The sequence below is a fragment of the Paraburkholderia sp. J69-1 genome, assembly GCF_905220255.1.
GTDB lineage: Bacteria > Pseudomonadota > Gammaproteobacteria > Burkholderiales > Burkholderiaceae > Paraburkholderia.
Genome location: NZ_CAJMZG010000034.1, coordinates 1 through 21,955, shown reverse-complemented (window position 1 = coordinate 21,955; position 21,955 = coordinate 1). Strand labels below are relative to the sequence as shown.

Below are 21,955 nucleotides of genomic sequence, written 5' to 3'. Positions count from 1 at the left end.
TGTGCATTCCTGTTCGTTGAGTTGAAAAATACGCGGCGTCACCAGCTATCGGACGCGCCGCCACCGCCACTGTCGCCGCCATCGCCGCCGGACCAGCCGGAATCGGACGATCCGCCCGAATCGGAGCTCGAACTGGAAAACCAGCCCGAACCCGAATCCGACGAAGAGGAACTGGACGTGGGAATGTAAGTGGAATCAGACGAAGACCGGGTGCCGCCGGTGCCGCGCGCGCTGCGGATAGCCTGCTCGATCCAGGCGGCGACCAGCGCGAGTGCGGTCCAGAGGAGCGACATCAGCATCAGCACATCGCTGAACGCGTAGCCCATCACGCAGCCCGTCACGACGGAGACGATCAGCAACGCGCACCCAAGCACCATGTACTTGCGGATGGACTTCGAGTTGTACAGGCCGCAGCCGATCGCGAAGAGTGGCCAACTGGCGATCGCCGGGAACATCAGCATGCCTTGCAGCGCCTTGATGCCATGCTCGAGTTCGAACTGGCCGGTGGCAAGACAGCCCAGTCCGACGATCGCCGCCGCCGCGTAGGCGCTGCCCAGCGCCACGCCGAGGTGAATCTTGCGCCAGGCCGCGATGGTGCCGAACGCCATGTTGGCGAGGATAAACGCGGTCCAGAACAGCGTGACGCCGAGATGCTCGACGAGCGGCAACGCCGGCGGTCTGGCGCTGGTGTCGCCCAGGCGCAGCGCCAGATCGTCCACCGCGGCGCTGACGCCGGCTTCGTAATTCCACATCCTGAACTCCGGCACGATGCGCTGACGGATGATGCGGCTGGCCGTCAGATCGGTGATCGTGCCTTCCAGCCCGTAACCCACTTCGATGCGCACGTGCCGGTCGTTCAGCGAGACCAGCAGCAGCATGCCGTTGTCGATGATCTGCTGGCCGAGCCGCCATTGCTCGAAGATTTTGGTGGCGTATTGCTCGATCGTGTCGTTGTCGGTGCTGGGCACGAGCAGCACGGCGAGCTGCACGCCAGTGCGCTGTTCGAGCCTGGCGAGGCGCGCGATGAGATCGGCTTTGCAGACGTCGGAGAGCGCGCCGGTCAGGTCGGTGACGCGGTCTTGCGGATGCTGGAGCGCGCTCGCGTCTACTGCGGGTCTGGGATCGGCGCCCAGATCGGCGTGGTTGCAGACGTTGGCGCTTGCCATGGCGTCCTGCGAGGTGACCTCGGTGCTACTGGTGTTAGTTGCGTTTTCGTTGATGCTCGACGCGTCCGCCACATCCGCCGCGTGCACGCCTGCGCAAACCAGCAGCGCTGCAAGCCATCCCCATCGATACATAAGACGTCGCTCCAGAATTCGTTCGCCTGATGCCGCTGCCTTGGTTGCTAGCTGGCCGCCGTTACTGTCAGACGAAAACAAACTGGCGCAAGTCTGCATCAATTGCGCGTATCTGAAAATCTTGTATGCACAATGCATTGCGCGGCGATATAAACGTGCGCGCAAAAGAAAAAGCGCCGGATTTTCATCCGACGCTTCGTCTTTCTGCACAACCGGCAAACAGTCTTAATCAGCCTCAATCAGGCTCAAGCAGCCTTATTCGACCGTCACTGATTTCGCCAGGTTACGCGGCTTGTCCACGTCCGTGCCACGCGCGCAGGCCGTGTGATACGCGAGCAACTGCAGCGGTACCACGTGCAGGATCGGCGAGAGCAGACCGTAGTGCTCCGGCATGCGGATCACGTGAATGCCCTCTTCGCTAGTGATGTGCGTATCGGCGTCGGCGAACACGTACAGCTGGCCGCCGCGCGCGCGCACTTCCTGCACGTTCGACTTGAGCTTTTCGAGCAGCGCGTCGTTCGGCGCGACCGTCACCACCGGCATGGCTTCCGTCACCAGCGCGAGCGGGCCGTGCTTCAGTTCGCCCGCCGGATAGGCTTCCGCGTGGATGTAGGAGATTTCCTTGAGCTTGAGCGCGCCTTCGAGCGCGATCGGGTAATGCAGCCCACGGCCGAGGAACAGCGCGTTTTCCTTGCGCGCGAACTCTTCCGACCACGCGATGATCTGCGGCTCCAGCGCCAGCACGCCATTGAGCGCCGCCGGCAGGTGGCGCAGCAGCTTCAGGTAAGCGGCTTCCTGCTGCGCGTTCACATGACCGCGCAGCTTGCCCAGCGTCACGGCCAGAATGAACAGGCCGACGAGCTGCGTCGTGAACGCCTTGGTCGACGCCACGCCGATTTCGCGGCCCGCGTGCGTGAGGAACTTGAATTCGGTCAGACGCACCATCGCGCTGGTCGCCACGTTGCACACGGCCAGCGTGTGCTGCATGCCGAGCGATTGCGCGTGCTTGAGCGCGGCGAGCGTGTCCGCCGTTTCGCCCGATTGCGAGATCGTCACGACCAGCGAACGCGGGTTCGGCACCGATTCGCGGTAACGGTATTCGCTGGCGATTTCGACATCGGTACGGATCTTCGCGACCGATTCGAGCCAGTACTTCGCCGTGAGGCCGGCGTAGTAGCTCGTGCCGCACGCGAGGATCAGGATGCTGTCGATGTCCTTGAACACGCCGGCGGCGTTGTCACCGAACAGCACGGGGTCGAAGGCTTCGTCGGCGGCGGGAATCGTGTCGGCGATTGCGCGCGGCTGCTCGAAGATTTCCTTCTGCATGTAATGGCGATACGGGCCGAGATCGACCGCGCCGCCGTAGGCCTGCACGTCGCGCGCTTCACGCGTCACGATGTTGCCCGCGCGGTCGGCGATACGCACGCCTTCGAGCGAAATCTCGCAGACGTCGCCTTCTTCCAGATAGCTGATGCGGCTCGCGCTGCCCGCGATCGCCAGCGCATCCGACGCGATGAAGTTCTCGCCTTCGCCATAACCGACCACGAGCGGCGAACCCGCGCGCGCGCCTACCACCACATGCGGCTGATCCTTGTGCACCACGCCGATCGCATACGCGCCCGCCAGTTGCTGCACGGCTTCGCGCACGGCGGCGAACAGATCGCCCTTGTAGCAGCTATGGATCAGGTGCGCGATGACTTCGGTGTCGGTCTGCGAGACGAACTCGTAGCCCTGCGCGCGCAGCGTTTCGCGCAGCGATTCGTAGTTTTCGATGATGCCGTTGTGCACGATCGCCATCGCGTCGCGCGAGAAGATCGGGTGCGCGTTGTTGACGGTCGGCGCGCCGTGGGTGGCCCAGCGCGTATGCGCGATACCGGTCACGCCTTCGAAATGGGCTTCGCGCACCTGTTCGTCGAGTTCGGCCACGCGCGAGACGCTGCGCACGCGCTGCGGACCTTGCGCCGTGACGGTGGCCACGCCGCACGAGTCGTAGCCGCGGTATTCGAGTCGCCGCAGTCCTTCGATAAGAACGGGGACGATATTACGTTGCGCTACTGCGCCGACGATGCCGCACATGGAGTTCGATCCTTTGCAATGAGAGGCGGGGCGGCGCGCAACGACTGCGCACATGCCGCCCGAAATGTCCTGCCGTTCAGCTTTTCTTTTTCACCGGCCGAACGTAGCCGGTTTTTTCGATCTGGGTCTTTTCGTTGAGGACGAGCGTGCCTTCCGGCACGTCCTTCCACACCGTCGTGCCCGCCGCGATCGTCACGCCGCGGCCTACGCGCACCGGCGCGACGAGCTGCGTGTCCGAGCCGACGAACACCTGATCCTCGATCACGGTGCGATGCTTGTTCGCGCCGTCGTAGTTGCAGGTGATGGTGCCCGCGCCGATATTCACGCCCGCGCCTACATCGGCATCGCCCACGTAACTCAGATGATTCGCCTTCGAGCCCACGCCGATGTTGGCGTTCTTCACCTCGACGAAATTGCCGATGTGCACGTCGTTCGCGAGCTGCGCGCCCGGGCGCAGACGCGCGTACGGACCGAGCACGGTGTTCTCGCCCACCTCCGCGCCTTCGATATGCGTGTAGGCGTCCACACGCGTGCCCGCGCCGATCACCGCATCGCGGATCACGCAGTTCGGGCCGATGCGCACGTTGTCGGCCAGCGTCACGCTGCCTTCGAACACGCAGTTCACGTCGATGAACACGTCGCGCCCGCAGCTGATCGAGCCGCGCAGATCGAAACGCGCCGGATCGGCGAGCGTCACGCCCGCGACGAGCAGCGAATCGGCGGCGTTGCGCTGATACACGCGCTCCAGTTCCGCGAGCTGCTGCTTGCTGTTCACGCCGAGCGTTTCCCATTCTTCGTCGGGCTGCGCCGTGACGACGGCGTGCCCCGAAGCGATGGCCGATTCGACCACATCGGTGAGGTAGTACTCGCCTTGCGCGTTGTCGTTGCCGAGCGCGTTGAGCCAGCCTTCCAGCGGCGCGGTCGGCGTAACGATGATGCCGGTGTTGATCTCGTCGATCAGGCGTTCGTCGTCGCTTGCGTCTTTCTGCTCGACGATGCGCACGACCGAGCCGGTTGCGCCGCGCACGATGCGCCCGTAACCGGTGGGGTTGTCGAGCGTCACCGTGAGGATGCCGTAGGCGTTCGCGCCGGCCGCGTCGGTCAGACGTTTGAGCGTGGAGGCGCGCGTGAGCGGCACATCGCCGTACAGCACCAGCGTGGGTACGGACGGGTCGAGCAGCGGCAGCGCCTGCGCCAGCGCATGGCCGGTGCCGAGCTGCTGCTCCTGCATGGCGAACTGGACGTCGGGCGCGCCGACGGCCGCACGCACGGCGTCGCCGCCATGGCCGATCACGACCACGAGCCGCGTAGGCGCGAGAGAACGTGCGGTGTGGATGACGTGCGAGAGAAGCGGCTGGCCCGCGAGGGGGTGAAGCACTTTCGGCAGCGCGGAGTGCATGCGTTTGCCCATGCCTGCCGCGAGGATCACGATGTTCATTGCATCGGTGACTTGAGAGGGAATGAAGCAATCGATTCTAGCATGGGGCCTATGCCTTAAACGCCCCGCCAGCAGGCTCTGTCGGCCGAATAGAACACTCTTTTACACACTTCCTTGCACGCCTCGCAGCGGCTTGAAAGCAGACGTAAAAAAGCGGTCAGGATGCCCTCGCATCCTGACCGCCTGGGGTCCGATTCGCTTTTTGGCGCTTCAGCCGGTCACAGCTCGTCGAACGGACGGAACTGGATCGTCGCGCCTTCGGCCGGCGGGGCCGTTTCGGTCGAGCACGGATCTTCGTCGAAGGCGATATCGCCGTTCGGATCGGCTTCGCCGGTCGTGCGCAGACCCTTGAAGTCGAACAGCGACGCGTCCATCAGATGCGAAGGCACCACCTTGCCGAGCGCATTGAACATGTTCTCGATGCGGCCCGGGAAACGCTTGTCCCATTCGCGGATCAGCGCCTTCATTTCCGCGCGCTTGAGGTTGGGCTGGCTGCCGCAGAGATTGCACGGAATGATCGGGAATTCGCGCAGTTCGGCGTACTTTTCCAGATCGGTTTCCTTCACGTAGGCGAGCGGGCGGATCACGATGTTCTTGCCGTCGTCCGACTGCAGCTTGGGCGGCATGCCCTTGAGCTTGCCGCCGTAGAACATGTTCAGCAGCAGCGTCTGCAGGATGTCGTCGCGATGGTGGCCGAGCGCGATCTTGGTCGCGCCCAGCTCGCCCGCCACGCGGTACAGAATGCCGCGGCGCAGACGCGAGCACAGCGAACACGTGGTCTTGCCCTCGGGCACGAGGCGCTTGACGATGCTGTAGGTGTCCTGATTCTCGATGTGATACGGCACGCCGATCTTGTCGAGATACGCGGGCAGAATGTGCTCCGGGAAGCCCGGCTGCTTCTGGTCGAGATTGACGGCGACGATCGAGAAGTCGATCGGCGCGCGCTCGCGCAGGCGCATCAGCACGTCGAGCATCGCGTAGCTGTCCTTGCCGCCCGACAGGCAGACCATCACCTTGTCGCCGTCCTCGATCATGTTGTAGTCGCCGATCGCCTGGCCGACCTGGCGCACGATGCGCTTGTACAGCTTGTTGTTCTCGTAGGCTTCCTTCTGCTCGCGCTTCGTCAGCGCGACGCGGCCGCCTTCTTCGGGCGCTTGCGCCTCGTTCTGGCCGACGTCCAGCGTTTCCGGTGCGTTCATGGCTCAGTCCTCCTTGATGCGAAAGACTTCGACACCCACGGCGTCGCAGTCCGGATAGACATCGGGCTTTTCCGTCGACACGCGCACCGCGCGCACCTGTTCGTGCTGCAGCAGCGCGTTGGCGAGTTCGTCGACCAGCGTTTCCTGCAGATGGATATGGCCCTGGCCGATACGTGCGGCGACGGTCGCGCGCATGTAGTCGTAATCGACGACTTCGCGCAGTTTGTCTTCGCGCGGCGTGGTCGAGGCGAGCGGCACATACAGATCGACGTTGATGACGACGCGCTGTTCGCCGCGTTTTTCGAAGTCATGCACGCCGATGTTGATGTGCACTTCGTAGTTGCGCAGGAAAAGCCGGCGGCAGTCGGCGAGCCGGGGATGCAGGAGTACGGCGGACATGTTCGTTCCAGTCGATAAAAGCGTGCGGGGTTCAGCACGTCTCGCGGGCGCGGGCGCCCGGCGGGTCATACGGTTGATCTTGCAAAAGCGCATGGGCGGCGAGGTGGCGCACCCGTGCATGGGTTCGGGCCGGCGCAATCGTTCCGGCGCCGCCGGTTTCGCTGAATGTCATCGAAACCGGCCTGCGCGGTGATCCGTTGGACCGGTCTGGCCGGCCGCCCCGCCCCTGCCGGCCCAGCCGCACGCGGAGCGTGCGCTTGGGTAGGGGCAGCGGTAACTGCATTTAGTTGCGTTTCGTGGCGAACTCACACGATCGGCGTAAAGTGGTTCCGGTTCTGTCCGGCCGCTCAGTGGTCGAGCGCCTGATCCGCACCACCGGTCAAAAACATCACATCGCGCGGCAGCGGCACCAGATGCTGGCCGCCATCGACCACCAGCGTCGTGCCCGTCACGCCCGCCGCCTGCGCGAGATACAGCGCGGCTTCGACCAGATCGTTCGGCCGCGACGCCCGCTTGAGCGGCGTCACCTTATGCGCGGCGGCAAAGCCGTCCGGCGTCTGGTCGCCCGATTGCAGCGTCAGACCGGGCGCGAGTCCCACCACGCGCAGCTTCGGCGCGAGCGCCTGGGCCAGTGCGACCGTCGCGTTCTGCAACGCGGCCTTGGTCAGCGTGTAGGACAGGTAATCCGGGTTCATGTTGTACAGCTTCTGGTCCAGCACGTTGATGACGCAGGTGCGCAGCGTTTCGTCTTCCTCGGCGGCCGCGGGCGTGGCGGCCCAGAGCGTGCGCGCGAGTACGAGCGGCGCGCCGACGTTGATTGCCATCAGATGCGCAAGCCGCGCGTAGCCCACATCGCGCGCCGTGTCTTCCTCGAAGCGCGACGCGTTGTTGAGCACGCAGCGCGGCAAACCCAGCGCCGCCGTGCAATCCGGCACGAGCCGCGCAACCTGCGCTTCGTTGGCCAGATCGGCATGCAGGGCGATCGCCCGGCGGCCCATCGCGCGGATTTCGGCGACGACTTCCTCGGCTTCATCGGCCGATTCGCCGTAATGCACGGCCACGTCCCAGCCTCGCGCCGCAAAACCCACCGACAACGCACGGCCGATGCGGCGCGCGCCGCCCGTGACCAGCACGACGCGTGCGGGGTCGGATGCTGATTTGCCATCACCCGAACTCGCGAGCGCGAAGTCTCGATCAGGTGCGCCGATGCCGGAAGATGCGCTCATTTACAATGCCGGGATGAATCCGAAAGCTCACGAACCCGCTAGTTTACCTGTTCCCGAGCCGATCGCGCTCGCGCAGTCCGAGGCGCTCGCCGCAACCCTGCGCGCGGAGATCGCCGCGGCCGGCGGCTGGCTGCCCTTCGACCGCTACATGGAGCGCACGCTCTACGCGCCGGGCCTCGGCTATTACAGCGGCGGCTCGCGCAAATTCGGCCTGCTCGCCGACGACGGCAGCGACTTCGTGACCGCGCCGGAGATGTCGCCGCTATTCGCCGCCACGCTTGCGCGCGCGGTGGGCGAAGCGCTCGCGGCCAGCGGCACGCACGCGCTGATGGAATTCGGCGCGGGCACCGGACGGCTCGCGGCGGGCGTGATGCTCGCGCTCGAAGCGTTGGGCGTGCGCTTCGATTCCTACGCCATCGTCGATCTTTCGGGCGAATTGCGCGAACGCCAGCGCGACACCATCGCGCAGCGCGCGCCGCATCTGCTCGATCGCGTGCAATGGCTCGACGCGCTGCCTGCGAGTTTCGAAGGCGTGGTGATCGGCAACGAGGTGCTCGATGCCATGCCGGTGCGCCTGTTCGCGCGCAAGGACGCCGTCTGGCACGAGCGCGGCGTGGCGATCGACAACAGCGGCAACAGCGATGACGGCAGCGCCTTCGTATTTTCCGACCGCCCCGCCATGAGCGGCCGCGACGCCGACTGGGCGCAGAGCGTGCCGGGCAGCGCGCTTTCGGCGGTGGAAGGCAGCGACGATTACCTGACCGAAACGCACGAAGCCGCCCTCGCTTTCACGCGTACGGTCTGCACCATGCTCACGCGCGGCGCGGCGTTTTTCATCGACTACGGGTTCCCTGAAGCCGAGTACTATCACGCGCAGCGCGTGCAGGGCACCCTGATGTGCCACTATCGCCATCGCGCGCACGGCGACCCGTTTCTCTATCCCGGTTTGCAGGACATCACCGCGCACGTCGAATTCAGCGGCATCGCGCAGGCGGGCGTGGAAACCGGCGCGGATCTGCTTGGCTACACCTCGCAGGCGCGCTTTCTGATGAACGCCGGCATCACCGAAGTCCTCAGCGAAATCGATCCGAGCGACGTCGCGCGCTTCATTCCCGCTGCGACCGCCGTGCAGAAACTGGTTTCCGAAGCCGAAATGGGCGAACTGTTCAAGGTGATCGCGTTCTCGCGCGGCATCGATTCGACCATCGCCGCGTTTGCGCGCGGTGACCGCAGCCACACGCTCTAAGCCGCACAAACGGAACCACAAACGGGACGCGCGACCATGATCCGCTGGTTTTTGACCACCTTCATCGCCGTTGCGATCCTCTCGGGCGCGCAGCCGTGGTTGCGCAAGCTCGGCATCGGCCGTCTGCCCGGCGACGTCACGCTGCGCCTCTTTGGCCGCGAATATCCGCTGCCCTTCATGTCGACGCTGGTGTTGTCGATGGCGCTGTCTTTTCTGGTGCGCGTGCTCTGATTCGCGAGGACCGCGCATAAAAAACGGCGCATGCGTCTGCACGCATGCGCCGTTTCTCTATCCGAAGCGGTGGTTTCAGTTCGCGTCGACCAACGCTGCCTCGACCGATTCCACCCGCGCGCGATGCACGGCTTCCTTGATCTTTTCGGCGACGTTTTTATCGGCGCTGGCTTCGGTCACTGAACGCGCGATGGCGCCCGCATCGACCGCGCGCGCCGCAATCAGCGCCACACGCAGGCGTTCGGCCTGCGGATAAGGTGCGTTCTCCCAATTCAGACGTCCGCGCAGATCGGCTTCGCACGCCTGCAAGGCTTCGGCGAAACGCGCGGGCTTGCGCAGCGCGTCGCTGCGTTCGAGCATGCGCACGAGCGCGGCCGCGCCCATGTCCATCACGCGATGCACGTTGCCATGCTCGCGCGCGACCAGCACCGCCAGATCGCGGCATTCGTTGGGCACGCGCAGGCGATCGCAAAGCGGCAACAGCAGATCGACGCTACGCCCTTCATGGCCGATGTGACGCGGCAGCACGTCCTCAGGCGTGGTGGCCTTGCCCAGATCGTGCGTGAGCGCGGCGAAGCGCACCGGCAAGGTGTAACCCTGCGCGGCCGCATGGTCGATCACCATCATCACGTGGATGCCGGTATCGACTTCCGGGTGATAGTCCGCGCGCTGCGGCACGCCGAACAGGCTGTCGACTTCGGGCATCACGCGCGCGAGCGCGCCGCATTCGCGCAACACCTCGAACATGCGCGAAGGCTTCGCTTCCATCAGCCCGCGCGAGACTTCCTGCCAGACGCGTTCGGGCACGAGCGCATCGACTTCGCCCGACTCCACCATCGCGCGCATCAGCGCCAGGGTTTCGGGCGCGACGGTGAAATCGGCGAAACGCGCGGCGAAGCGCGCCACACGCAGAATCCGCACCGGATCTTCGAGAAACGCATCGCTCACGTGACGGAACACGCGTGCGCCAAGGTCGTTGGCGCCGCCGAACGGATCGACGACCGGCCCGGTCAGCACGCCGCCGGGCTGCACTTCGCGCGCCATCGCGTTGATGGTGAGGTCGCGGCGCGCGAGATCTTCTTCCAGCGTCACATCGGGCGCGTAGAAAAACTGGAAGCCGTGATAACCGGCGGCGGTTTTGCGCTCGGTGCGCGCGAGCGCGTACTCCTCCTGGGTCTGCGGATGCAGAAACACCGGAAAATCCTTGCCGACCGGCCGATAACCTTGCGCGGCCATCTGCTCGGGCGTCGCGCCCACGACCACATAGTCGCGGTCGCGCACTGGCAGGCCGAGCATGTCATCGCGGATCGCGCCGCCTACGACGTAGATCTTCATGCTGCGCCGTCGCCCGATGCGTCGAGTTCGTCGTGCCCGATGCGATGCGTTTCGCGATGCGCAGCCTCGATCCACGCCGCCACGGCGGGCTGCGCCGTCACGCGCGCGGCGTACGCGGCGGCCTTGGCCGACAGCGGCGGCGCATAGCTGTTGAAGCGCATCACCACCGGCGCGAACATCGCATCGGCGATCGTGAATTCACCGAACAGGAACGGACCGCCGCTCGCATCGAGACACGCATTCCAGAGCGCGTCGATGCGCGCGATATCGGCCAGCGCGCCGGGCGTGGCGCCCGCGCCCGGCTTCGAGGTGCGGATCGCCATCGGCATCGAGGTGCGCAGCTCGCCAAAGCCCGAGTGCATTTCGGCGCTCACGCTGCGAGCCTGTGCGCGGGCGTTCGCGTCGCGCGGCCACATGGCGTGCTGCGGAAAACGCTCGGCGAGGGTTTCGGCGATAGCGAGCGAATCCCACACGGCCGCGCCATCTTCGCTGACAAGACACGGCACCTTGCCCGACGCCGAAAACGACAGGATCGCGGCCTTCGTGCCGGGCTGATCGAGCTCGATCAGCACTTCTTCGAACGGAATGCCGAAGTGCGTCAACAGCAGCCAGGGGCGCATCGACCACGACGAATAGTTCTTGTCTCCAATGACGAGCTTCATGTTGAGCGTTTGATGATGAGAGGTTGAGGGAAAGCGTCAGGGACTGCGTAAGCGAATGCGGGCGCGCGCCGGCCCGCGTGGCCCGTCGCGCGAACCGATAAAAACCGGTATCAGTCTAGCGGCCCGCGCTCGCCCGGAAGATATTCAGGCGCGAGCGCAGCGAGGCGTCGGCGAGATAGAGCGGCGCGATCGTCTCGATGCTCGCCGGATCGATCCCCAGTTCGGGCGCGAGCGGCCCGCTCAGCACGCTATCGACTTTCATCGAATCGAGATTGTCGCGCGTGAGCACCGGCTCGCCGGGCGCCATTTCGAACGAGAGCGCCTGCAGCCGCGCAAACGCATTGGGCAGGCGCACGATGCGCGCGTGCTTGCCGACGACTTCGCCGCAATACTGCACCAGCTGCTCCAGCGTATAGACCGTCGGGCCGCCGAGTTCGTAAGTGTGCCCGCTCGCGGCGTCGAGATCGAGCACATTGACGATCGCTTTTGACACGTCGCCCACGTACACGGGCTGAAACTTCGCATCCGGCATGCCCAGCGGGATCATCGGAAAGAGCTTTTGCAGCACGGCGAAGCGGTTCAGAAAATTGTCTTCCGGGCCGAACACCACCGAAGGCCGCAGGATCGTGGTGGCCACTGCCGTGGCCGCATGCACGGCCTTTTCGCCATCGCCTTTCGAGCGCAGATACATGCTCGGCCCGCGCGGATCGGCGCCAATCGCACTCAGATGAATGAGCCGATGCACGTTCTTGCTCTCGCAGGCGGCAACGATTTTCGTGGGCAGTTCGACGTGCAGTCTGGCGGAGCCCGCGCCGTACGGATTGCCGTGGCCGCCGTGCAGCGTGCCGATCAGGTTGATGACGGCGTCGGTGCCTTCGAGAAAGCTGGCGAGCGCGACCGGATCGGTCACGTCGGTTTCGATCACATCGATGGGAAGCAGCGTGAGGTGGCTGGCCGAGGCGCGCCGCCGGGCGGCGACGCGGACATCCTTGCCGGCCTCGACGAGCGCATTGACGAGGTGGCTGCCGATGAATCCCGAACCGCCGATGACCGCGATGGCTTGATGTCGCATCTCCGACCTCCTCGTAGCGTGCGCGGTGTCGCGCCCGGAGGTCCGTCGGCTCCGGCGGAGCGCCCCGCGAACTTCACGGAGCGCGCCGCGCGGCGCAAATCGGCTTATGGCGTGATATAGCCGAGACGCGCCTTGAGCGACTGCGGACGGCCTTCGAACAGTGCCGCGTAGTAGACCGTGTTCGACAACACGTTTTTCACGTAATCGCGGGTTTCCTGGAACGGAATGGTTTCCGCGAAGATGGCGCCCTCGACACCGCGCTGCAGGGTGGCGCGCCACGCGCGCGGGCGTCCCGGCCCGGCGTTGTAGCCTGCCGTGGCGAGCACGGCCGAACCATCGAACTGATTGTAGATCATCGACAAATAGTTCGTTCCCAGCAGGATGTTGGTGTCCAGATCGTTGAGCTGGTCGCGCGAGAGCGGGCCGAGGCCAATCTTCTTCGCCACCATCTGCGCCGTGGCCGGCATGATCTGCATCAGGCCGCTCGCGCCCACGCCCGACTTCGCGTTGAGAATAAAACGCGATTCCTGACGGATCAGACCATAGGCCCATTCGACATCCAGACCGTTGGTCTGCGCGTCGCGCTCCACCACGTCGCGGAACGGCGCGAGATAGCGCAGCGAGAAGTCATGCTCGCTGACGGTTTTATCGGCCGTATTGACGGTGCGGTCGAGCAACTGGATGCGCTTCGCGTATTCGGCGGCGGCCAGCAACTGACGGTCGCTCATGCCGCGCAGTGGCCAGTTCCATTCGCGGTTGCCTTCCAGACGCAGATTGAGCGCGTAGAAACGCTGCGCGAGTGCAAAGCCCGGCGTTTGCGCGGCCTGCGTGATGTCGGCGTCGCTGACGGTGGTTTTCGGCGGAATCGAAATCTTCTGGCCGAGTTCTTCGGTGGCCAGCTGGCCGTAGAAGTTATAACCCTGCGAGATCGACGCGAATTCCTGGTTGGCCTGAGCGTTTTCGCCCGCCTGCTTGAGCGCGCGGGCGTGCCAGTAGACCCACGACGGCTGCGCGCGCAGCGCCGCCGGCATCTGCTCGATCGACCAGCGCACCATGGTCCAGTCGCCGCCGAGCAGCGCGGCGCGCGTGCGCCATTCGTAAGCGGGATTCGACAGCGGCGCGTTAGCCGACAGACGATACCAGTCGAGCGAGCCCGGCAGACGCTTCTGCACCGCCTGATAGCCGATCGTGCCCCAGCCGATGCCGCGCTCCGGCGAGGTAAGCGAAGGCGCGACCGCCGCGAAGGTGGACGCGGTCGTGGCCGGATCGTTGCGCGCCATCACCGTGACGGCGAGCAGCGCCAGCTGATGCGATTGATCGTCCGCGCCGACACCGCGCGCGAGCGTGAGCGGCGGCGTGCTGACCGCCTGGCTGAACGCCGTGGGGTCCGGCCGCTGCGCGAGCGCGTCGAGCAGCTTTGCGCCCGTGGTGGTCTGGTTCTGTTCGTAAGCAAGACGGATCTGCTGCCAGACGTCGTTGCTCGTGAACTGGTTCTTGATCGCCAGCGCGGTGATCAGGTCGACGCAGCCGTCGCCGTAATAGCGCGGCTCGACCAGCAGCGCGCGCGCTTCGTCGGCGACGTTGTCGCCACGCGACGCGCGCGACTCCAGCGCATAGCACTTGACCTGCGTGTCGTCGTTGAGCACGAAGCGCGTGTACTGCTTGTCGAAATTCGCCCAGTCGTGGCGCGCGCCCAGCACGAGCAGATAGTCGTTGCGCAGACGGTCGCCGATCGCCTGGCCGTCGTAGCGCTGCAGGAACGACAGCACCGGCGCGTCGGGCGCGTCCACGCGTGCATGGCCCTGCGAGTCGAACAACTGCGGCTTGAGCTGGAAATATTCGAGATACGACGGCGCCGGGTAATCCGGGATCATCGCAGCGAGTTGCGCGGCGCGCGCCGGATCGTTGTTGCGCGCGGCTTCGCGAAGCTGGATAAAGGTCTGGTCGTCGGACGTGAGAGTGGCACCCACGGGCAGTGCGACGGGCCGCACAGCGTCGGCCGTACTGCACGCCACGAGTGCCGCGGCGGTCAGTGCGAGACCGACCACGCGATATACTCGGACAAGGCGTTTGGACATCGTTATTTCTGGAGCGCGAGGTGAACCCAAGCATAGCACGCAACCCCTTGGCAGAAGCCAAAAAGACGTGGCGTTTACGGCTTCGCGAAGCCCGTCTGGCGGCCTTTTCCGACGAGGTTGTCAATGCCGCGCTGACGGCTCGACTCGATGCATTGATCGCGCATATCGAGCCGCTTTCGATTGGCTTTTACTGGCCCTTGCCGGGCGAGTTCGATGCGCGCGAATGGATCGCTGGCTGGCTCGCCGCCGATCCGTCCCGGCGCGCCGCGTTGCCCGCCATTCCCGAACGTCACACACCCTTGCATTTCTACGACTGGGCACCGGGCGCGGCGCTGCGCGAGGGCCATCACGGCATTCCCGAACCGGCTGTGCAGGACGCGCACAGCGCCGCCGTGCCCGAGCTGCTGCTGGTGCCGTGCGTGGGCTTCGATCGCGCGGGCTATCGGCTCGGTTACGGCGGTGGCTACTACGACCGCACGCTCGCCGCCTGGCCGGGCGGCCAGCCGCCGCTGACGGTGGGCATCGCGTATGAAGCCTGCCGTATCGACGATGGCGTGCTCGAACCGGAAGCGCACGATCTGCCGCTCGACGCCGTGGTCACCGAAGCCGGCGCGCATCTCGCGGGGCGTCTGCGACCGGCATAGGCCGTTCGGCCTATTGCCCGCCTGCGGTAACGGCGCGGCATGATTTGCCGCGCCTGTCGTTTGCGCGCACAGACATTGCGCCTGGGGCAAACGCTTACGTAGAAATTGTCGATAATGGGCCGAGAACGTAACTCGACCCCATCCGCCTGTCCGGCTGCCATCGTTCGTGGCCGTTTCCGATCATCATGCGCAATCCTGTTCCCCGTATTTATCCGCTCGGCGACGAAGCGCTCGTCTGCGAAGCGCCGCCGCCGGCCACGCTCGACGTGCAGCGCCGCATCTGGGCCGTGGCCGCGCTCGCCCGCGGCTGGGACGCCGTGCGCGAAGTCGTGCCCGGCATGAACAACCTGACGATCACCTTCGACGCGCTCTCGGCCGACGCCGTCGCGCTCACGCACGCGCTCGAAGCGGCCTGGCAGGACGCCGATGCAACCGCAGACTCGACCGCCGCCGCAGGCCGCGAAGTGGACATTCCGGTGCACTACGGCGGCGCGGTGGGCCCCGATCTCGCGGCCGTCGCGCAGCACACGGGCCTTGCACCCGCCGATGTGGCCGCGCGCCACGCCGCGGGCGTCTACACGGTGTTCTTCCTCGGCTTCCAGCCCGGTTTCGCCTATCTCGGCGGACTCGACGCCGCCCTGCACACACCGCGCCGCCGCGAACCGCGCGTGGTCGTGCCGGCCGGTTCGGTCGGCATCGGCGGCGCGCAGACCGGCATCTATCCGGCGCAGTCGCCCGGCGGCTGGCAACTGATCGGCCGCACCGCGCTCAAGCTGTTCGATCCCGCCCGCAATCCGCCCACGTTGCTGATGCCGGGCGACCGCGTGCGCTTTGTCGTCGAGCGTGTCGATGCCACCGTCAGCGAGGAGCGCCACGCATGATCGAGGTATTGCGCGCCGGCCTGCTCACCACGGTTCAGGATCCTGGCCGAACCGGCTATCACCATCTGGGCGTCGCCACCTGCGGCGCGCTCGACACGCTCGCGCTCGAAGTCGGCAACCGTCTGGTCGGCAACCGGCCCGACGCGGCCGGGCTCGAAATCACCTTCGGCCCGGTCGTGCTGCGCTTTGCGCGCGCCACGCGCGTGGCCATCACCGGCACCGACTTCGGCGCGACGCTCGGCGGCAAGCCGGTGTGGTCGTGGTGGAGCCTGCCGGTCGCGGCGGGCGAGGAACTCGTGCTGCCGGGCGCGAAACGCGGCATGCGCGTCTACGTGAGCGTGGCGGGCGGGATCGACGTGTTGCCGATGCTCGGTTCGCGCAGCACCGATCTGGCGGCCGGCTTCGGCGGCCTCGCGGGCCGCGCGCTCAAGGACGGCGACCGGCTCGCCATCGGCGCCTCGTTCGCCCCGGGCGGCGAGCGCGCGTCGCTCGTGCCGGGCGCGCCGGCATTCGGCGTGAAGGCGCCGTCGCAATGCAGCTTCGTCTATGTCGATGAACCGCACTACCGGCGCGGCCGCCATGCGGACGGCGTGCTGTGGGCGCTGCCCGTGCGCGTGCTGCGCGGCCCCGAGTACGACAGTTTCACCGCGGACGCCCAACGCACGTTCTGGTCCGACGAGTGGCAGGTCACGCCCAATAGCAACCGCATGGGTTATCGGCTCGAAGGCACGCCGCTCGCGCGCGCGAACGGCGCGGACCTGCTCTCGCATGCCGTGCTGCCCGGCACGATCCAGGTGCCGCCCAGCGGCCAGCCCATCGTGCTGATGAGCGATGCGCAGACCACCGGCGGTTATCCGAAGATCGGCGCGGTGATTCGCGCGGACCTGTGGAAGCTCGCGCAGGTGCGGCTGGGCGGCGGCGTGCGCTTTGTCGAAACGACGCCGGCCGCTGCGCGCCATGCACTGCTGGAAGAGCGCGCCTATCTGCGCCAGATCGAGACGGCGATCGCCATGCAGGACGAACGGCGCGCGAAGCGCTAACGAAACCGGCGCAAGCGGTCGTTAATAACAACACGCACAGAACAGCACGCATCAAGCGCCCCCGCCGCCCAGGACCGTGCGGCCGGGCGGGCGTCAGGCAATACGGAGAGAAACACCATGACCACCATCGATCTGAACGCCGATCTCGGCGAAGGCTGCGGTTCCGACGAGGCGCTGCTCGACCTCGTGAGCTCGGCGAATATCGCGTGCGGCTGGCACGCAGGCGGCGCCAACGCGATGCGCGAATGCGTGCGCTGGGCCGTCAACAAAGGCGTGTCGATTGGCGCGCATCCCAGTTTCAACGATCCCGAAAACTTCGGCCGCAGGGAAATGAACCTGCCCGCCGAGGAAATCTACGCGGGCGTGCTGTATCAACTGGGCGCGCTGTCGGCGATCGCCCAAGCCGAAGGCGGCCGCATCGCGCATGTGAAACCGCACGGCGCGCTCTACAACCAGGCCGCGCGCGACGCGAAGATCGCCGATGCCATCGTGTCCGCCGTGCACGACTTCGATCCCTCGGTGACGGTGTTCGCGCTCGCGGGCAGCGGGCTCGTGGCGGCGGCGCGCGAGGCCGGTCTGGTGGCGATCGAAGAAGTGTTCGCCGATCGCGGCTATCGCGCCGACGGCTCGCTCGTGCCGCGCAGCGAACCCGGCGCGCTGCTCCACGACGAAGACGCCGTGCTCGCGCGCACGCTCGCGATGATCCGCGAGCAGCGTGTGCAGGCCGTCGATGGCGCATGGGTGCCGCTCAACGCGCAGACCATCTGCCTGCACGGCGACGGCCCGCACGCGCTGGCGTTCGCGCGGCGCATCCGCGCGGCGCTCGACGAAGCGGGCATTGGCGTGCGCGCGGCGGGCGCGGTGGATATCGACGGCGTTTGAGGCCTTCGCCGCGCTGCGGCGCTTCGGCGCTTTGGCGACTTCAGGGCTGCGCGATCTCCGGCATCGTGCGCATCGCTTCGGCGAACTGCGGAAAATGCCGGGCGATCAGCGCGTCCGGCAGGATGTACTGCGGAAAGCTCGCCGACGTGTTGTACGGATGCAGCACGTGCACGCACAGGCCGAGATCGTCGGCGACCAGCGCGAGATTCGCGCCGCGCGCCACCGCCGCGAGCGCGAACGGGCCGTCCTCGTTGAACGATGACGGCTCGAAGGGCCGTGCCGTCCACAGCCGCTTCGTGTACACATAGCTGAAACCGTAGCCCAGATGGTTGTTGGCAAAAGCCTTGTGCTCGGTGGGAAAACTCAGCGACGTCATCGGCTGCGAACTCCAGCGAAAATGCAGCCCGCTCGTGCGCAGCGTGTCCCACCACGCGAACCTCCGGTACACGCGGCTGTACAGGAAAAACGCGCTGAGCTTGACCATCTCGGCCTTGTGCGTCGTCATCTGGTCGAGCATCGCGCGCAGGTAATTCGGCGCATAGAACTCATCGTCGTCGAAATGGGCGATGACGTCGGCGCGGGCGAGATCGGCCGCGAGATTGCGCTTCTCGCCGATCGTCGTGCGCTGCGGCAAGTGCCGATAAACCACGCGCGGATCGGCCAGACTCTGCATGAAGGCGCTGGGCACCGTGCTGTCGTCGATCACGATCCATTCGCACGCGCCCACGTCCTGATGTGCGAACGAGCGATAGGCGAACGGCAGCATGACCTCGCGCTGCCAGGTCGGCGTAATGACGCTGACGACTGGGATACTGACGACAGGGTCGCTAAAGACAGGCGCGTCGGTCCTGACGATCGGGGAATTCGGCATGATGCGGCAATGAGCAAGGGAAAAGCCCATCGTAGGAACGCCGCTTTTTCGCTGATATCGCATTCCAACTAAAGACCGTCCACGCGGGAATAAAGCCGGTGGTTGCGTCAGCTTCGCCATCACTTTCGGATTTTTCTTATCCTCGATGGGAAGCCCGATCCCTACCTTGTTAGATTCCCTTGACAATGCGGTCAGCGGAATCGCGCAGCCTGCTGCTCCACGCGCGGCGTCCGTAGGCCGCCCGATCCCATGACCTTCTCCGTTTCCGGCCGCGGCTTCGCAAGCGATTCCGCGCTGTCCAGCCACGCTGCATCCCCTGACACCCTGCTTGCCGAAGCGCTCGCCGCACACAGCGCCGGGCGTCTCGACGAAGCCCAGACCGTCTACCGCGCCTTGATCGGGCGTGACCCGGCGCACGCCGGCGCGCTGCACTATCTCGGCGTTGCGCTGCATCAGCAGGGCGACCATCGCGGCGCGCTCGAACTGATGGACCGCGCGCTCCAGCATGCGCCCGGCGACACCGTCTGCTGGAGCAATCGCGGGCTGGCCGCGCGCGCACTCGGGCTGCATGCCGAAGCCGCGCACAATCTGCGCGAAGCGCTGCGCCTGCAGCCGGGTTTCGCCGATGCGCACAACAATCTCGCGCTCACGCTGCGCGACATGGGCGATCTGCCGGGCGCGATAAGTCATTGCAAGGCGGCGCTCGCGCTGGAGCCGTCGGCGGCGAATACGCGGCTCAATCTCGGCAGTCTGCTCGCGCGGCTCGGGCGCCATGAGGACGCCGTCGCGTGCTATCGCGACGCGCTCGCACTGTCCGGCCAGGACGCCGCGCTGCACTTCAATCTCGCCAACGCGTTGCGCGCGCTCGGCGAAGAACCCGCCGCCATCGCCCATTACCGTCAGGCCGTCGAACTGGCGCCGAACTATGCGGCTGCGTGGGTGAATCTGGGCACCGCGCTCGGCCAGACGGGCGACTATCGCGAAGCGGAAAGCTGCTATCGGCAGGCCGTGGCGCTGGAGCCGAACGCGGCGAATCTGGTGTGCCTTGGCGCGGCGCTCGGCGCGCAGGGCCGCAACGACGAAGAAGCGCCGTACTACGAGCAGGCGCTCGCGCTCGACCCCGATCATGCCGATGCGCGCCAGAACCTCGTCTGGCTCAAGCTCAAGCGCGGCGAGTATCGCGAAGGCTGGGCCGAGTACGCGCGGCGCTGGCGTGCGATCGACTACGCGCCGTTCGACATCGAAGGAATCGCGCAGTGGCAGGGCGAACCGCTCGACGGCAAGCGCGTGCTGCTGGTCCACGAACAGGGTTTCGGCGACCAGATCCAGTTCGTGCGTTACGCGAGCGAACTGGCCGCGCGCGGCGCGAGCGTCGATGTCTGCATCACGCAGCCGCTGCAGGTGCTCGCGCAGTCGGTGCCGGGCGTGCATCGCGCCTGGACCGGCAAGCCCGCGGGCGATTACGACTACTGGCTTTACGTCATGAGCGCGCCAGCCGCGTGCGGCACCGAACTCGATACGATTCCGGCCACCGTGCCGTATCTGTTCGCGCGCGATGGGGAGATCGAGGCGTGGAAGCCGCGCGTGCAGGCGGCCATGCAGGCGGATGTCGAACGGCAGTCGGGCAAGGCCGCCGGTCATCGCAATATCGGCCTGGTCTGGGCAGGCAGTGCCACCTTCTACAACAACCGCAATCGCTCGGTGGCGCTTGCCGCATTCGCGCCGCTTCTCGCGCTCGAGAAAACAAGCTGGTTCTCGCTGCAGAAAGACCCGGCGGCGCGCGCCCAGATTGCGGCGCTGGAAAATGGCGCCGCGATCCACGATTTCGGCCACGATCTGCGCGACTTCGGCGACACGGCCGCGCTCATCATGAATCTCGATCTCGTGATTACCGTCGATACCTCGGTGGCGCATCTGGCGGGCGCGCTCGGCAAGCCGGTCTGGATACTGGTGCCTGCGAACGGCGAATGGCGCTGGCTCGAAAAGCGCACGGACTCGCCGTGGTATCCCACGGCGCGGCTCTTTCGTCAGCAGGAAGTGGGCGACTGGACCACGGCCATCGAAGCGATCCGCGAGGCGCTCGCGGAAAAACCTAAACGCGCCAGCGCACGCAAGCCGGCTGCGAAGGCCGATAAAGCGGAGAAACCCGCCCGTTCACGCAAGCCGTCCGCCGACAGCGAACTCAACCCGGATCAACCGTAAACCCGCGCTGACGCAGCAACTGAAGCACGCCCTTGCGCCCGCCCAGATGCAGCGCGCCAATCGCCACGAACAGCGGTTTGTTGGGCCCGGCGTACTGCTGCATGCGCGAGACGAAGCGCCGGTTGCGTTCGTAGACGATGCGGTTGTCCACCGAAGCCGCCACGCGCTGATCGTGCGAGAGCTTTTCGGTGCGCGCGCTTTCCCAGGCGGCAATCGCATCGGCGTCGCCTACGCGCCAGAGGCGCAGGAGCGTCTGCACATCGGCGAGATTCTGTGCGGGTGTCTGCGCGAGATCCTGCGCGAGCATTTCGCGCTGCTGGGCCAGGTTCAGATTCGTGAAGGCGCGCATCTGCTCGCCCAGCCTTTCCAGCCCGACGACGCGTCGCCCTTTAAGGCGCAGGAAGACGTTCTGCAATTGCGCCTCGGTGCCGTACTCGGTTTGCAGGCCGGCGCTCAGCGAATCGTAGGTTTCCACCAGCAGCGACGCGAGCCAGGGCTTCATCTTGCGGATCTCGGCCAGCGCCTCGGGGTTGCCGCGCAGACGCGCCGCGAGCTTCGCCCAGAGCGGCTCGGGCAGCATCTGTTCGAGACAGGGCCGGCGGCACACGCCGTATTTCGATACATCGTCCTGCGAGACCAGCAGGTCGTCGGGCGAGAGTTCGAGCGCGAGCGTGGGCGAGGCGTTGAGTGCGGCGAGAATCGGCGCGCGGAATGGCTGATTCGGCGGGTAATCGACGGGGTCGCCCACGTGCAGCGTGCCGAGCAGATAGATCGTGGTCGTGCCGCGCGTGGCCACGTAGAACGGCATGCGCGCGGGGCGCGTGCGCACCGGACCGCCGGCGGTCGTGCCCGAGGCGTAGCTCGGCATGACAGGCGGCGAATGGAAACCGGGCAGGCCGCCGCCTGACGGCAGGCCGGAACCCGGCAGACGCGAAGTGGGCACGGGCGGACGAACGCCAGGCGTATTGGCGGCCGCGCCAGCACCAAACGCACGCGGCATGAACGCGCGATGAGCGGAAGCCCCCTGCCCGCCCGCAAGCCGCAGCGGACGGTCGAGCGAAGGCCCGAGCGCCACGGCAAGCGCGAGCGCCGCGCCCATCGCGACGCGCGCCGTTCTTCCCTGGCGCCAGACCCACGCCCGCAATTTCAAAGCGGCACACCGGCCGCTTCTACGT

The 21,955-nt window shown here is 66.3% G+C and carries 19 protein-coding genes; 7 read left to right on the top strand and 12 right to left on the bottom strand.

Annotated features, from left to right (window positions below; translation table 11 throughout):
• Positions 1 to 38: 38 nt before the first annotated feature.
• From U5A67_RS37950 to U5A67_RS37925, 6 genes are all read right to left on the bottom strand, one after another.
• A complete protein-coding gene (locus tag U5A67_RS37950) occupies positions 39 to 1,298 on the bottom strand; it encodes a TPM domain-containing protein (protein WP_321818445.1) in 1,260 nt (419 codons plus the stop codon).
• A gap of 255 nt (positions 1,299 to 1,553) precedes the next feature.
• Positions 1,554 to 3,374: a glutamine--fructose-6-phosphate transaminase (isomerizing) gene (gene glmS / locus U5A67_RS37945; RefSeq protein WP_321818444.1), complete on the bottom strand. Its 1,821-nt coding sequence runs from the start codon at positions 3,372 to 3,374 to the stop codon at positions 1,554 to 1,556.
• A 76-nt stretch (positions 3,375 to 3,450) separates the two neighbouring features.
• Positions 3,451 to 4,812 (bottom strand): bifunctional UDP-N-acetylglucosamine diphosphorylase/glucosamine-1-phosphate N-acetyltransferase GlmU, encoded by a 1,362-nt coding sequence (gene glmU, locus U5A67_RS37940; RefSeq protein WP_321818443.1) that lies wholly within the window; start codon positions 4,810 to 4,812, stop codon positions 3,451 to 3,453.
• Between the two features lie 218 nt (positions 4,813 to 5,030).
• On the bottom strand, positions 5,031 to 6,011 hold the full coding sequence (gene ttcA, locus U5A67_RS37935) for a tRNA 2-thiocytidine(32) synthetase TtcA (protein WP_321818442.1): 981 nt from the start codon (positions 6,009 to 6,011) through the stop codon (positions 5,031 to 5,033).
• Between the two features lie 3 nt (positions 6,012 to 6,014).
• Positions 6,015 to 6,410, bottom strand: a complete 396-nt coding sequence (locus U5A67_RS37930; protein WP_205987192.1) for a dihydroneopterin aldolase — start codon at positions 6,408 to 6,410, stop codon at positions 6,015 to 6,017.
• A 347-nt stretch (positions 6,411 to 6,757) separates the two neighbouring features.
• Positions 6,758 to 7,636 carry an SDR family oxidoreductase gene (locus U5A67_RS37925; RefSeq protein WP_321818441.1) on the bottom strand — a complete coding sequence of 293 codons (879 nt, stop codon included), beginning with the start codon at positions 7,634 to 7,636 and terminating at the stop codon, positions 6,758 to 6,760.
• Here U5A67_RS37925 and U5A67_RS37920 point away from each other — a divergent pair.
• A complete protein-coding gene (locus U5A67_RS37920; RefSeq protein WP_415768241.1) occupies positions 7,617 to 8,882 on the top strand; it encodes a class I SAM-dependent methyltransferase in 1,266 nt (421 codons plus the stop codon). The genes U5A67_RS37925 and U5A67_RS37920 overlap by 20 nt on opposite strands.
• 36 nt (positions 8,883 to 8,918) lie before the next feature.
• Positions 8,919 to 9,113: a DUF2905 domain-containing protein gene (locus tag U5A67_RS37915; protein ID WP_205987189.1), complete on the top strand. Its 195-nt coding sequence runs from the start codon at positions 8,919 to 8,921 to the stop codon at positions 9,111 to 9,113.
• 75 nt (positions 9,114 to 9,188) lie between these two features.
• On the opposite strand, the gene U5A67_RS37910 is transcribed toward U5A67_RS37915, so the two are convergent.
• From U5A67_RS37910 to U5A67_RS37895, 4 genes are all read right to left on the bottom strand, one after another.
• Entirely contained in the window at positions 9,189 to 10,448 is a 1,260-nt protein-coding gene (locus U5A67_RS37910; RefSeq protein ID WP_205987188.1) for a multifunctional CCA addition/repair protein, read from the bottom strand.
• The gene (locus U5A67_RS37905; RefSeq protein WP_321818439.1) at positions 10,445 to 11,110 is read right to left on the bottom strand and encodes a glutathione S-transferase family protein; all 666 of its coding nucleotides are present in this window, start codon (positions 11,108 to 11,110) and stop codon (positions 10,445 to 10,447) included. Before U5A67_RS37905 ends, U5A67_RS37910 begins: the two co-directional genes overlap by 4 nt.
• A gap of 115 nt (positions 11,111 to 11,225) precedes the next feature.
• Positions 11,226 to 12,182, bottom strand: a complete 957-nt coding sequence (locus U5A67_RS37900; protein WP_321818438.1) for a complex I NDUFA9 subunit family protein — start codon at positions 12,180 to 12,182, stop codon at positions 11,226 to 11,228.
• A 104-nt stretch (positions 12,183 to 12,286) separates the two neighbouring features.
• Positions 12,287 to 14,260, bottom strand: a complete 1,974-nt coding sequence (locus tag U5A67_RS37895; RefSeq protein ID WP_321818437.1) for a lytic transglycosylase domain-containing protein — start codon at positions 14,258 to 14,260, stop codon at positions 12,287 to 12,289.
• Between the two features lie 20 nt (positions 14,261 to 14,280).
• Between U5A67_RS37895 and U5A67_RS37890 the strand changes: the two genes are divergently transcribed.
• From U5A67_RS37890 to pxpA, 4 genes are all read left to right on the top strand, one after another.
• Positions 14,281 to 14,904: a 5-formyltetrahydrofolate cyclo-ligase gene (locus U5A67_RS37890; RefSeq protein ID WP_415768238.1), complete on the top strand. Its 624-nt coding sequence runs from the start codon at positions 14,281 to 14,283 to the stop codon at positions 14,902 to 14,904.
• A 185-nt stretch (positions 14,905 to 15,089) separates the two neighbouring features.
• Positions 15,090 to 15,785, top strand: a complete 696-nt coding sequence (pxpB, locus tag U5A67_RS37885; RefSeq protein ID WP_321818436.1) for a 5-oxoprolinase subunit PxpB — start codon at positions 15,090 to 15,092, stop codon at positions 15,783 to 15,785.
• Positions 15,782 to 16,825, top strand: a complete 1,044-nt coding sequence (locus tag U5A67_RS37880; protein WP_321818435.1) for a biotin-dependent carboxyltransferase family protein — start codon at positions 15,782 to 15,784, stop codon at positions 16,823 to 16,825. Before pxpB ends, U5A67_RS37880 begins: the two co-directional genes overlap by 4 nt.
• 117 nt (positions 16,826 to 16,942) lie before the next feature.
• Entirely contained in the window at positions 16,943 to 17,707 is a 765-nt protein-coding gene (pxpA, locus tag U5A67_RS37875; RefSeq protein WP_321818434.1) for a 5-oxoprolinase subunit PxpA, read from the top strand.
• Positions 17,708 to 17,747: 40 nt separating this feature from the next.
• On the opposite strand, the gene U5A67_RS37870 is transcribed toward pxpA, so the two are convergent.
• On the bottom strand, positions 17,748 to 18,578 hold the full coding sequence (locus U5A67_RS37870; protein WP_321818433.1) for a glycosyltransferase family 2 protein: 831 nt from the start codon (positions 18,576 to 18,578) through the stop codon (positions 17,748 to 17,750).
• 249 nt (positions 18,579 to 18,827) lie between these two features.
• On the opposite strand from U5A67_RS37870, the gene U5A67_RS37865 reads away from it, so the two are divergent.
• Complete coding sequence (locus tag U5A67_RS37865) at positions 18,828 to 20,780, top strand: tetratricopeptide repeat protein (RefSeq protein ID WP_321818432.1); 1,953 nt, start codon at positions 18,828 to 18,830, stop codon at positions 20,778 to 20,780.
• Here U5A67_RS37865 and U5A67_RS37860 read toward each other — a convergent pair.
• Positions 20,761 to 21,879: a TraB/GumN family protein gene (locus U5A67_RS37860; RefSeq protein WP_321818465.1), complete on the bottom strand. Its 1,119-nt coding sequence runs from the start codon at positions 21,877 to 21,879 to the stop codon at positions 20,761 to 20,763. The two genes, U5A67_RS37865 and U5A67_RS37860, sit on opposite strands and share 20 nt — an antisense overlap.
• Positions 21,880 to 21,955: the final 76 nt, after the last annotated feature.